At 46.2% G+C, this 13,429-nt stretch carries 8 protein-coding genes; 7 read left to right on the top strand and 1 reads right to left on the bottom strand.

Annotated elements, in window-relative coordinates; genetic code table 11:
• Positions 1-30: 30 nt before the first annotated feature.
• The 5 genes from BMW94_RS19440 to BMW94_RS19420 all read left to right on the top strand — a co-directional run bounded on the left by BMW94_RS19440 (position 31) and on the right by BMW94_RS19420 (position 7,328).
• Complete coding sequence (locus tag BMW94_RS19440; RefSeq protein ID WP_254790302.1) at positions 31-1,689, top strand: extracellular solute-binding protein; 1,659 nt, start codon at positions 31-33, stop codon at positions 1,687-1,689.
• 337 nt (positions 1,690-2,026) lie between these two features.
• Positions 2,027-3,763: an extracellular solute-binding protein gene (locus BMW94_RS19435; RefSeq protein ID WP_091000605.1), complete on the top strand. Its 1,737-nt coding sequence runs from the start codon at positions 2,027-2,029 to the stop codon at positions 3,761-3,763.
• Positions 3,764-3,824: 61 nt separating this feature from the next.
• A complete protein-coding gene (locus tag BMW94_RS19430; protein WP_063565144.1) occupies positions 3,825-4,739 on the top strand; it encodes an ABC transporter permease in 915 nt (304 codons plus the stop codon).
• Between the two features lie 13 nt (positions 4,740-4,752).
• Positions 4,753-5,646, top strand: a complete 894-nt coding sequence (locus BMW94_RS19425; protein WP_082935096.1) for a carbohydrate ABC transporter permease — start codon at positions 4,753-4,755, stop codon at positions 5,644-5,646.
• 59 nt (positions 5,647-5,705) lie between these two features.
• Positions 5,706-7,328, top strand: a complete 1,623-nt coding sequence (locus tag BMW94_RS19420) for a glycoside hydrolase family 13 protein (protein WP_091000604.1) — start codon at positions 5,706-5,708, stop codon at positions 7,326-7,328.
• A 30-nt stretch (positions 7,329-7,358) separates the two neighbouring features.
• Here BMW94_RS19420 and BMW94_RS19415 read toward each other — a convergent pair whose 3' ends face one another.
• The gene (locus tag BMW94_RS19415; protein ID WP_091000603.1) at positions 7,359-8,252 is read right to left on the bottom strand and encodes a LysR family transcriptional regulator; all 894 of its coding nucleotides are present in this window, start codon (positions 8,250-8,252) and stop codon (positions 7,359-7,361) included.
• Positions 8,253-8,434: 182 nt separating this feature from the next.
• Between BMW94_RS19415 and BMW94_RS19410 the strand changes: the two genes are divergently transcribed.
• Both BMW94_RS19410 and BMW94_RS19405 read left to right on the top strand, forming a co-directional pair.
• A complete protein-coding gene (locus BMW94_RS19410; protein ID WP_091000602.1) occupies positions 8,435-9,490 on the top strand; it encodes a YeiH family protein in 1,056 nt (351 codons plus the stop codon).
• A 558-nt stretch (positions 9,491-10,048) separates the two neighbouring features.
• Complete coding sequence (locus BMW94_RS19405) at positions 10,049-13,429, top strand: galactose-binding domain-containing protein (protein WP_091000601.1); 3,381 nt, start codon at positions 10,049-10,051, stop codon at positions 13,427-13,429.

Here is a 13,429-nt window from a genome sequence, read left to right as displayed (position 1 = left end):
ACTGACAATCCGGTGAAAGAAGGGAAAGCAATGATCAAGAAGATGGCTGCGTGTGTTGTTGTCGTCAGCTTGATTGCAGGTATCGTATTTTTCAGTATTTCTTACTTTCGGGAATCGCCAATTGGACCAGCAAGAACCATACCTGACACAGCTGCCACCGATCCATTTGGCAAATATGAACATCCCGTTTCCATTCGGTTGGGATATGTGGTCGACCCAACGGGTACGGATCTCTCTGAAGGAGAGACATTAGAAAAGAACATGTGGAAAACGGCGATTAAACAAAACCTTAACATTGATGTTGAAGTCATGTGGCAGGTATCCAAAGAGAATTTCGGTCAGAAAATTGATTTGGCTATCGCCAGCAATGATTTGCCAGATGCGATGATCGTTAATCAGGTTCAGTTGAATGAGATGGTCAAAGCGGGAGAAATTGAAGATCTAACCAAGGCATACGCAAGCAGCGCTTCACCCGAGATGAAGAAAATTATCGACAGCACCAATGGTTTGGCACGGGAACAAGTGACCTTTGAAGGGAAAATGATGGCTGTTCCGTCTGTGACGGCGGAAGACTTCAGCATGCTCTGGATCAGGCAGGACTGGTTGGATCGTCTTGGGTTGAAACCACCGAAAACGGTGGACGAATTGGAAGCGATCGCGAAGGCCTTTGTGGAGCAGGACCCGGATGGGAACGGAAAACGGGATACGATCGGGCTTGCCTCAAGCACAAGTCTGTTTAACGATTTCAACAACAGTGCTTTTGCTTTTGATCTAACACCGATCTTCTCGGCTTATGGAGCTTTCCCCGGATATTGGCTCGAAAAAGATGAAAAACCTGTATACGGTTCGATTCTACCAGAGACAAAGAACGCTTTGGTCAGGCTTCGTAATATGTATGCCAAAGGTCTCCTTGATCCAGATCTGGGCATTCGCAAAGAGCCAGAGGAAACCGTCATTAGCGGACAGGCGGGGATGTTCTTTCAAGGTTTCTTTGCGGGCTACTGGCCGCTTCCAAGCGCTTGGCTGAATGATCCCAAGGCGAACTGGCAGGCTTACGCGCTCCCACTGGATGCAAATGGAGCATTTCGTGTGAAGGTGGATAATCCCTCAAGTTCTTTCCTGGTGGTTCGCAAAGGGTATGCTCATCCGGAAGCGATCATTAAAATAAACAATCTGTACCTCCGGGATGAGTTCAAGTATGGTACGAGTTTTATGCTCAGCCGCAATTTCTTTGCTCCAGCAGATGAAGCCCGATTTGAATCCAAAGCCGTGCAGGAGATTCTGGCCGGAACCAAATCCCCAGCTGATTTCAAGGACAAGTCTGAATATAAGCTGCTGGAAAATACAGTTTCGACGATAAAACAAACCAAGCTAAAGCCTTATGATCAACTTGGCATTTCGTATTGGGATCACCACAACGAGAACTTTATGCGTGGTTATTCACTGCTCGTGGGTGGAAGAAACTTCTTTGATCCGAATATCCATAAAGTTCGAAGCCTTACCTACAAACGAACGCCAGCGGTGGAGAGATTGTGGAGCAAACTGTCCAAGCTGGAACATGATACATTTCTGAAAATTATTTTAGGCGCTGCGCCGATCGATTCATTCGATCAATTTGTACAGGAGTGGAAGGAACAGGGCGGCGATCAAGTAACTGCTGAAGTGATTGCATCCCAGAAACAACGCTGAAGAGCTAACCTATACAAGGCTGAATTCCACACGTTTTTGTACTCAATTCAATCATTCATAGCCGGTAGACTCCTGTTTGAGGAGTTTGCCGGTTTTTCTTTGTGCCACACTCGCTGTGCTACCTTCCCTTATTAACGAGGATAGACAAATGTAAGTCAGTAGGTAAGATAAATGTTCACAACCTCCATGTTGCTCGTTGATCCGAGTGAAAACTGTATACATTTCTCTATCCAAACTAGCGTTTAATCCCTATCTCGATTAAGCTTCTCCAAGTTTTATAATGAAAGCGCAAACAACATGATAGAGAAATAATCAGAACGAAGGGGAGTTGAATTTGATGAGAAATAATTGGTCAATAAAAAGCAAACTGTTGACGAAACGACTGGCTGTGCTGTCCATGTCCGCATTGATGGTTTCCGTCCTTGCAGCCTGTGGGGGATCCTCCAATCCACCGACTGCTGAGGATGCAGGCCAATATGAGGTAACACCTGGAGATCCGTTCAGTGCCTATAAAGACGAAGTGACGGTAACGATGGGGCGTGTTACGACGGCGAACCCGAAATTACCGGCTGGAGATACATATGAGAACAATGCGTATACCCGTCTGGTTAAAGAATCGTTTAACGCACAAATTAAGGACCAATTTGAGGCTAACGGTGAAGATTACAGTCGTCAAGTTTCTCTTGCAATCGCTTCCGGGGAACTGCCCGATATGATGCGTGTCGATTCCAAGGATGAACTTAAAGAACTGGTTGATAATGATCTGATTGAAGATCTGACGGAAGTATACAAACAATATGCCACCGATAATATCAAGCAGATTTACGACTCCTACGATGGCCGTGCACTGGACAATGCCACGATTGATGGCCGACTGATGGGCCTTCCAGCAACTTCTCTGGACTCCGCACCAACTATGGTTTGGGTTCGTCAGGATTGGCTGGATGTGCTGGGAATCAAACTTGATGCTGACGGAGACGGTGCCATCAAGCTCGAAGATGTAGAGAAAACAGCAGAAGAGTTCCTGAAAAAAGATCCTGGGCAAACCGGGAAACCGGTGGGCATTCCTTTTGTGAACACCCTGAATACGACGGACTATAATGGTTCTGCCTATACTATGCTGGGTGTTGCTTCAACCGAAGGGGCGTATCCTCAATACTGGATGAAGGGTGAAGACGGCAGCATCGTTTATGGTTCAACTACAGAGGAAACAAAGCAGATGCTGGGTGTTATGGCCGACTGGTTCAAGAGAGGTATCATTGACCCGCAATTTGGAACTCGTACTTTTGATGATATCAATGCACTATACACAAACGGTCAGAGCGGAATTGCTTTTGGACCGTGGCACATTCCAGACTGGGGACTGAGCAGTGTTAAACAGATGGATAAACATGCGAAATTCACGGCTTACACGCTGGAAGATGCAGACGGCAAGGTAAACGTGGCACACGCCAATCCATCCGGTCAGTTTATCGTAGTGAGAAAAGGATATGAACACCCGGAACTCGCGATTAAAATTATAAATCTGTTCTACGATAAACTGGCAAATGACAAAGATGTCGCAACTACCATGCCAGAGGCAGCCAAGTATTTGGAAAGCGGCGTAGACGGTTCAACCAGACCTTTTAATATCGAAGTCAACTCGGCAACCTCACTGCTGGATGATTACTCCGACGTCGTTCGTGGAATTAAAGGCGAGATCGGTTTGGATCAAGTTCGTACAACAGAATCGAAGAACAATATTGGCAGTATCCAAACGTACTTGAAAGACCAGGATACGGATGATGTAACAGCTTGGTCGAAATATCACTCACGTATGAACGGAGTGGGGCTAATTGATAAGTTGACCCGAGAAGGCAAATTTAACTGGATGACGCCAGCGTTCTCTGGAACTACACCAAGCATGAAACAGACGTGGGCTAACCTGACCAAAATGGAACAGGAATCTTTCATCAAAATCATAACGGGTGCAGAACCGCTGGATTACTTCGAAACATTCGTCACCAATTGGAAGAAACAAGGCGGCGATCAAGTGATCCAGGAGATCGAAGCCGAGACCACATCCCAAAAATAATTAAGCTAACACTGCTGACAGGCTGCGCTAAGCAGCCTTTCTTCAGGAAAGGGGTTCATCCATGAAGCAGGAAAAATATAAAGCAAGAAACCGCTTGGGCACGGGTGCCATGTATCATATGATGATGCTGCCAGGCATTTTATTTTTGCTGGTATTCAGCTACATTCCAATGGTTGGCGTCATTACGGCGTTTCAGGATTATGTACCAGCCAAAGGTATGTTTGGCTCCGAGTTTGTTGGACTCAAGCATTTTATTTATATGTTCAAACTGCCGGACATTGGCCAAGTGATCAGCAATACGTTGGTGATTGCCATCGCCAAGATTCTACTCGGGACACTGATGGCCATCATTTTTTCCATTTTATTAAATGAAATCCGTTTTAAATTCGTTAAAAAATCCGTGCAGACCATTGTATATCTGCCTCACTTTTTGTCTTGGGTTGTTCTGGCCTCCGTGGTCGTTAACATGTTCAGCCTGGATGGAAGTGTAAATCAGATTTTAGCTTTTTTCGGCTTGGAAAATATTAATTTTCTCGGAAGCAATACCTGGTTCCAGCCGCTAATTATCGGGACGGACGTATGGAAGGAATTCGGTTATAGTTCCATCGTTTATTTGGCTGCAATTACCTCGATTGATCCCGGCCTATATGAAGCGTCAGGCATAGATGGAGCGAGCTGGTGGAGAAAAGTATGGCATATTACATTGCCGGGTATGCTGCCTATTATCCTGCTCATGGGGGTCATGAGTCTGACCAATATTTTGAGCGCAGGCTTCGATCAAATCTACAATCTGTATAACCCGGTTGTCTATGAGTCGGGCGATATTCTGGATACCTATGTATACCGGATTGGTCTCGTTGGCAGACAGTATAGTTTTGGTACGGCTGTTGGGTTGTTCAAGTCAGTGATCGGTATTGTTCTATTATTGTCCGCCAACGAATTGGCCAAAAAATACACCGACAGAAAAATATTCTAAGGAGGCGAAACTTGTGTCTTATTCCGCAAGCCTGAAAGACCGAATGGGCCGGTTTGTCATCTACGCCATCGTTATATTGCTGGCTTTGATCTGCCTCCTTCCATTATGGAATATTGTTGCGATTTCATTCAGCAGCAGTGAGGCCGTCTCGGCCAATGCCGTAGGTCTGTTACCCGTCAAGTTTACAACAGCCGCTTATTCGAAAATTATTGAGGATGCGCAGTTCTGGCGATCCTTTGGCATTTCCGTTCTACGTGTGGCTCTATCCCTTGTACTCAACATGATTCTTATTGTTTTGATGGCTTACCCGCTCTCCAAATCGAAAAGGGAGTTTAAGGGCAGAAATATATATATGAATGTCATGATTTTTGCCATGCTGTTCAGTGGGGGCATGATCCCTAGTTATCTGTTGATCAAAAACCTGGATATGCTCAATACAATTTGGTCGCTTGTACTGCCAGGTGCTGTCCCGATATTCAGTGTCATCCTTGTGATGAACTTCTTCGCCGCAGTACCTAAAGCGCTTGAAGAAGCGGCTTTTATCGATGGAGCGAACGCATTGCAGGTTCTGTTCAAAGTGTATGTGCCCGTGTCTATTCCGGCGCTGGCGACTGTATCCCTGTTCAGTATCGTGGGCACATGGAATGATTTCTTTAGTGGATTGATCTATATGACCAAAGTCAGCAATTATCCGTTAATGACCTACATACAGTCTCTTAACGTAAATATTGCTGAACTTCTGCAATCCGGTACAAACTCAGCTCAGCTCAGCAATCTGACTGAGATTTCGAACAAAAATCTAAATGCAGCCAAAATCGTAGTGGCTGTCATTCCGCTGCTGCTGATTTATCCGCTGCTGCAAAAATACTTTGTAACCGGAATTGTTGTGGGGTCGGTAAAAGAATAATAGTGAATGAAACGGATATTGGATAAGCAGAATCTGGTTCAAGAGAAAGGTGGTGCGTTATGGGAAATAAAAATTGGTGGAAAGAAATTGTCGTATATCAAATTTATCCCCGCAGCTTTCAAGATAGCAATGGTGACGGAATCGGGGATCTGAAAGGTGTATTATCCCGACTCGATTATCTGAAGGATCTTGGCATCGGTGCGATCTGGCTGTCACCAGTGTGCAAGTCTCCGCAAGATGACAACGGGTATGACATTTCCGATTATCAGGATATCGATCCGATGTTTGGTTCACTTGAAGATATGGAATTGCTAATTCAGGAGGCGGGCAAGCTGGACATCCGAATTATCATGGATCTGGTGCTTAACCACTCATCAGACGAGCACCCCTGGTTCAAGGAAGCCCGGAAAAGCAAGGATAATCCGTACCACGATTATTATGTGTGGAGAGATGGTGTGGAAGGAACACCTCCCAACGATTTAGGTTCAACGTTTGGTGGATCGGCCTGGGAATGGGTCCCCGAGTTGGGACAGTATTATCTGCATCTTTTCTCTGTTAAACAACCGGATCTTAACTGGGAGAACCCCAAGGTACGGCAGGAGATATACGATATGATTCAATGGTGGATGGATAAAGGCGTAGGTGGTTTCCGTCTTGATGTTATCGATCTGATTGGCAAGCAGCCTGACCTCAAAATTACAGGAAATGGGCCAAATCTGCACCAATATATGCGTGAACTCAGTAAAGAGACATTCCAGAAGGGTGATCTGCTAACCGTCGGAGAAACCTGGGGAGCAACGCCCGAGAGTGCCAAGCTTTATAGCAACCCGGACGGCAGTGAACTATCCATGGTCTTCCAATTTGAACATATTAGCCTGGATGAGCAGGAGGGGAAAGGCAAGTGGGATCTCCAGCCGCTGGATCTGCTTCAATTAAAGAAAGTGTTATCCAAATGGCAGACCGAACTGAAAGGAGAAGCCTGGAACAGCTTGTTCTGGAACAACCATGACCTTCCGCGGATCGTGTCCCGTTGGGGAAATGACGGGGAATATCGTGTGCAGTCTGCCAAAATGCTGGCTACTCTTCTTCATGGCATGCAAGGTACGCCATATGTGTACCAGGGTGAAGAGTTAGGCATGACGAACGTACGTTACCCAATTGAAGAATACCGTGATATTGAGTTGCTGAATCTGTATAAGGAACGGGTCGAGAATGGGTATCCAGAGGAAGAAGTGATGGAATCCATTTATGCAAAAGGCCGTGATAACGCACGTACGCCGATGCAGTGGGATGCTTCCGAAAATGCGGGTTTTTCGGAAGGCAAACCATGGATTTTGGTAAATCCGAATTACACGGAGATTAATGCGGAAGAATCTATACATGATTCAGATTCCATTTACCATTACTATAAAACACTGATTCAGCTGCGAAAAGAGCATGAAGTGATCATCTATGGGGATTATGAACTGTTGTATCCGGAAGACACCAACCTTTTTGCTTACACACGAACACTTGGTGATACCAAATTGCTAGTCCTGAGCAACTTCTATGGCAAAGTTGTTCCATTCCAGCTTCCAAGCGAATTTGCAGGGGATAAAAGATTATTAATTAGTAACTATTCGGACGTTGTTTCAGAAAACGCACTTCGTCCTTATGAAGCAAGGATGTATCTGCTTGTGTAATTTCAAAAGAGGGTTGATGGCGAATAGCCTTCAACCCTCTTTTTTGACAAAAAGAAGCTTTTGCAAGAAAACATCAAGCGCCATGGAATGTGAATGTTCCTTGTGACGAATGATGGAGAAGCTGCGTTCCAGATGCAGCTGTCTAATTCGCAGTTCTTCGACTTCCCCGGTTGCCAGCTCCTTATGAACAATCCACTTGGATACCATAGCAATTCCGAGTCCCGCAGCAACAGCTTCCTTCACACCCTGACTGCTGGTGAAAACATAGGACCGCTTGGGACGGATTGCAGTCAGTTCCATAAAATGATCGCTAAACGCGCGTGTTCCCGAACCCAACTCACGAAGAACCCAGACCTGATCCTGAAGCATATTCTGCTCTACCACAACGGAACCGGTGAGGGGATGACCGGAAGGAGCTACAACGATCATCTCATCTTTCATGTAAGGGATAACGTCAAGGTCAATCGAGGCTTGCGCTTCACCCTCCACAAATCCGATATCCAGCTGATTTCCCCTAACCGCAGACAGAATCTCCTGGGTATTGCCAATCGTAACCTGAATGTTGACCTGCGGATACTGTGATGCGAATTCTGCCAGCTTCTTAGGCAAAATATATTCACCGATGGTGAAGCTTGCCCCGATCTGAATGCTTCCAGTCGCTTCATCCCGCAGCATCTGAATCTCCTGCCGCGCTTCATCGTAGCGGGCCTGAATGACTTTGGCATGTCTGTAGAGGATTGCCCCCGCTTCAGTCAGGGACACTTGTTTTGGAGAACGATGCAGCAGCTTGGCTCCCAGCTCATTCTCCAGATTTTTGATATGAAGGCTTACCCCAGGTTGGGACAGATTCAGCAGTTCTGCGGCCTTGGAGAAATGGCTTTGTTCCGCAACGGTAACGAAGACTTTTAACGCATCAGTTATCATTAGAATTCCTCATTTGAACAGTGTATTTTCTTGGTTATAAGCCTATTGAGCTCATTTTAGCATAAGATACCTAATCAATCATAAGTTTTTGTAATGATTAGGATCGCAGATTCATATTTCACTTCCTTCCTTTCTGGTTCTATAGTGAGGATATACTTTATCTAATAAGGAAGTGTGGAGCTATGATTTTACAGACACAATTGAGATTTGTTAAAAACATAAAAGGTGTTAGGGACAGGGGATTTCTACTGGGAATCGGACTGACTTTACTGCTCTCGTTTATTGCCAAGCTGCTGGGTTATCTACCGCTTTTAAATATTATGGGTCAACTGGTTATTGCAATTCTGCTTGGTATCCTGTACCGGGCAGTGCGTGGCGTTCCGCTGACCGCTCAATCAGGGATCTCCTTTTCGGCAAAACGATTACTGCGGTTTGGCATCATCCTGCTTGGTTTGAAGCTGAACCTTCTGGATATTGTCCATGCAGGCTACAAAGTCGTTGCGCTAGCGGCAATCAATGTTGTTGTTACGATTTTTGTTGTCTACGGACTGAGCAAATGGTTAAAGATCGACAAACGAATAGGGCTGCTGACTGCTTGTGGAACAGCAATCTGCGGTGCAGCGGCAGTAGTCGCGATTGCGCCACAGATCAAGGCCAAAGATGAAGAAACGGCAGTAGGTGCGGCCACGGTAGCTATATTGGGAACAATCTTCACCCTTGCATATACATTGTTATACCCGGTATTGGGTTTAAGTGCGAATGGATATGGCGTATTTACAGGCGCTACTCTGCATGAAGTGGCACATGTCATCGCTGGGGCTGCACCTGGAGGGCAAGCGGCACTGGATATGGCAGTCATCGTCAAGCTAACCCGGGTCGCTATGCTGGTGCCGATTGCACTGATCATCGGTTTGTGGAGTGCACGACAGGCGCGTGGTGGAGAGCAAAAATCATCTAAAGGTATCCGCTGGCGAGAATTGCCAGTGCCCTGGTTCATTTTCGGTTTTCTGGCTATGAGTGGATTAAACACGCTGGGCATTATTCCACAAGAGATGATCTCGGGACTTCTGGTTCTGTCCTATATGCTGCTCGCGATGGCGATGGCTGGATTGGGGCTGGGTGTGGATATTGCAACCTTCCGTCGTCTGGGCAAGAAACCTTTTTTGGCAGGATTGCTCGGCTCTATTGTGTTGTCCATTCTCGGTTTCATGCTCGTTTGTGGCTTTGGCCTGAACTAGGGATTGTATTCAAACTTAGGTATTCCCCTAAATGACGTTAATATAAAGCACGCATTGGTCCTTGGTGGATCAAAGCGTGCTTTTGGTTGTTTGAAAGATGCTGATCATCAAATCCAGAACGAACACGACAAGAATAGTATAAATACATTTCTTGAAAAAATATAAATATTTCCCTCTTTTGGTTCAAAAGTCCGAAATGCACACAGGAAAGTCTGGATAACGATGTATTTTCTGCTCGCAAGCCTTAAGGCTGCTCGTTAACATCCAAAATGGAACATCAGAAGTCCGAATACCGTCTCTAGGGGTCCGATAAGGAGAATTGGAAGCGGTTTATACTTAATCTATTCCATAGATGACAAATCCAAGCAGAAAAGCAAATCAGTTTATCCAAGAAACTCCTCAAGGCAAGTGTGGCGAATGGACAGGTGTTTGTCTATTGGTTTATACAGAAGTATTTTGATAAGGGGGTGATGATCGGCGCAGCGAAAAAATAAGGCAGATCAACCGTCCATTTTCATTGAAAAACCATTTTGCTAATAACCTGAGGAGGAATTGAATTTGCGCAACAAGTACATGATGTGGTCACTCGTATTAACGATGCTGATCTCGAACGTATTCCTGACTGTCGGATTTCCATCTCCTGTATCAGCAGCCGAAAGACCGGACCTGGCACAGGGCAAACAGGTTACCGCGAGCGGGTACAACCAAACATACAGCCCGACCAATGTGATTGACAGTAACCAAGCAACCTATTGGGAAAGTACGAATAGCGCGTTCCCCCAATGGATTCAAGTGGATCTTGGCACCAACACCAACATTGACCAAATCGTATTGAAGATTCCGACAGTGTGGGAAAAGAGAACCCAAACGATAACCGTGCAAGGCAGCACCAACGGTTCATCGTTCACGGATATCGTAGCTTCTGCGGATTATGTATTTAATCCATCGGTTGGGGAGAACTCGGTTACTATCGATTTTCCTGCTGTCGAGACAAGGTACGTTCGATTAAGCGTAACGGGCAATTCCGAATGGCCGGCAGCTCAACTGTCGACATTTGAAATTTACGGCCCAGCCAGTGAGGGACCAACGCAACCTGGCCCCGATCCTGTCGAGCCCCCAATCCCTACAGAGGGAAGCAACATCGCCATCGGTAAATCGATTACTGCATCGTCCAGCACTTTATCCTTCGTAGCTGCGAATGCAAACGATAACAATATCAATTCGTACTGGGAAGGGGGCAGCAATCCAAGCTCACTGACGTTGGATCTCGGCTCCAATCATAAGATTACATCCATTGTACTTAAACTGAACCCGGATCCGGTCTGGAGCACCCGAACACAGACCATTCAAGTGCTTGGACATAACCAGGATACAACCACCTTCAGCAATTTGGTTTCCGCCCAATCATATTCATTCAACCCGGCTTCCGGTAACACGGTGACCATTCCCGTTACAGCCACGGTTAAACGTCTGCAACTGAACATTACGACGAACTCGGGCGCTCCTGCCGGGCAAATTGCTGAATTTCAGGTATTCGGCACACCTGCACCTAATCCTGATCTGACGATTACAGGCATGTCCTGGTCTCCATCTTCTCCAGTGGAGAACAATGCTATCACCCTTAATGCCATCGTCAAAAACATTGGTTCCGCTGCTTCTCCAGCTTCTAACGTCAACTTCTATCTGAACAACGAGCTAGCAGGTTCCTCATCAGTAGCTGCTTTGCAAGCAGGGGCTTCGACTACGGTCTCGCTTAATGCTGGCAATAAAGCAGCTGCATCATATACGCTCAGTGCCAAGGTGGATGAGAATAACCAGATCATTGAAGAGAATGAGGGAAACAATAATTACACACACGCTTCTTCTTTGGTGGTTGCACCGATTACAAGTTCTGATCTGGTAGGCACGGTCTCTTGGAGTCCAGGAACCCCTACAGCAAACAGCACAGTAACATTTACAGTTAATCTGAAAAATCAAGGCAACATGGCCTCCGCAGGTGGTGCACACGGAGTTACAGTGGTTCTCAAGAACGCTGCCGGAGCAACACTTCAGACGTATAGTGGTTCCTATACCGGTACATTGGCACCTGGAGCCTCGGTCAATGTCAATGTAGGTACCTGGACTGCTGTAACTGGTAACTACAATGTGACAACTACCGTAGCAGTGGACAACAATGAAGCTCCGGTCAAACAAACGAATAACGTCGTTACAACAGGTTTGAACGTATATTCAGCTCGTGGTGCAAGCATGCCTTATACCCGGTATGATACGGATGATGCTACGCGTGGTGGCAGTGCCACACTGAAATCCGCACCAACCTTTGATCAGGCTCTTACGGCTTCGGAAGCCTCTGGCCAGCGCTATATCGCACTTCCTTCCAACGGTTCCTATGCTCAATGGACGGTTAGACAAGGGGAGGGAGGCGCAGGTGTAACCATGCGATTCACGATGCCGGATTCCACAGATGGCATGGGTCTTAACGGCGCACTTGACGTTTATGTTAACGGGACCAAGGCCAAAACGGTTCCTTTGACCTCCTACTACAATTGGCAGTACTTCTCCAGTGATCATCCGGGGGATACGCCAAGTGCAGGACGTCCGTTGTTCCGTTTTGATGAAGTGCACTGGAAACTGGATACACCTCTAAAAGCTGGAGATACCATTCGTATTCAGAAAAACAATGGAGATAACCTGGAATACGGTGTGGATTTCCTCGAAATCGAACCCGTTCAAGCGGTGATCCCGCGCCCGGCTAACTCTGTCTCTGTTACCGATTTTGGTGCGATTGCAAATGATGGAAAAGATGACCTTGCCGCATTCGAAGCGGCGGTCCAATCCGCGGTATCTACAGGCAAGACTCTATATATCCCTGAGGGCACGTTCCATCTGGGCAATATGTGGAAAATTGGTACGCCGACGAATATGATTAACAACCTCACCATTGTAGGTGCAGGCATCTGGCATACGAACATTCAATTTACCAACCCTAATGCAGCCTCAGGCGGAATTTCTTTCCGTGTGCAGGGTAAGCTGGATTTCAGCAATATTTATATGAATTCCATGCTGCGTTCGCGCTATAACGAGAATGCAGTTTACAAAGGTTTTATGGACAATTTCGGTAAAAATTCAAAGGTTAGCAACGTATGGGTTGAGCACTTTGAATGTGGTTTCTGGGTAGGGGATTACGCCCACACACCTGCAATCATTGCCGATGGCCTAGTGATCGAGAACAGTCGTATTCGGAATAACCTTGCTGACGGTGTCAACTTTGCCCAAGGCACGAGCAATTCGACTGTACGCAATAGCAGTGTCCGTAACAATGGTGATGATGGTCTGGCCGTATGGACCAGCAACGTGAATGGTGCTCCTGCTGGTGTGAACAATACATTCTCGTTCAACACGATTGAGAATAACTGGCGCGCAGCAGGCATTGCATTTTTTGGTGGCAGTGGACATAAGGCAACCAACAACCTGATTGTTGACACGGTTGGCGGATCGGCGATCCGGATGAACACTGTTTTCCCTGGATACCATTTCCAAGATAACACAGGTATTCTGTTCTCCGATACAACGATTATTAACAGCGGCACGAGTAAAGATCTGTACAATGGTGAACGCGGAGCTATTGATCTTGAAGCTTCCAACGATTCCATCAAGAACGTTACGTTTACCAATATTGACATCCTCAATACGCAGCGCAGTGCTGTTCAATTCGGGTACGGCGGCGGTTTCCAGAACATTGTGTTTAATAACATCAACATTAATGGTACTGGTCTGGACGGAATTGAGACATCTAGGTTCACAACCCCACATAAAGGTGCAGCAATATACACCTATACCGGTAATGGTTCTGCCACATTCAATAATCTGACAACAAGCAACATTGCCAACCCTAATATGAATCAGATTCAAAATGGCTTTAATTTGATCATTCAATAA

The organism is Paenibacillus sp. OK003 (assembly GCF_900109515.1).
GTDB classification, from domain to species: Bacteria; Bacillota; Bacilli; order Paenibacillales; family Paenibacillaceae; genus Paenibacillus; species Paenibacillus marchantiae.
The sequence above is the reverse complement of the archived record's forward strand: the minus strand, read 5'-3'. Positions and strand labels throughout refer to the sequence as shown.

Coding starts and splice junctions, on each gene's coding strand:
- BMW94_RS19435 (WP_091000605.1), top strand. CDS start 2,027: ATGAGAAATAATTGGTCAATAAAAAGCAAACTGTTGACGAAACGACTG.
- BMW94_RS19415 (WP_091000603.1), bottom strand. CDS start 8,252: ATGATAACTGATGCGTTAAAAGTCTTCGTTACCGTTGCGGAACAAAGC.
- BMW94_RS19410 (WP_091000602.1), top strand. CDS start 8,435: ATGATTTTACAGACACAATTGAGATTTGTTAAAAACATAAAAGGTGTT.
- BMW94_RS19430 (WP_063565144.1), top strand. CDS start 3,825: ATGAAGCAGGAAAAATATAAAGCAAGAAACCGCTTGGGCACGGGTGCC.
- BMW94_RS19440 (WP_254790302.1), top strand. CDS start 31: ATGATCAAGAAGATGGCTGCGTGTGTTGTTGTCGTCAGCTTGATTGCA.
- BMW94_RS19420 (WP_091000604.1), top strand. CDS start 5,706: ATGGGAAATAAAAATTGGTGGAAAGAAATTGTCGTATATCAAATTTAT.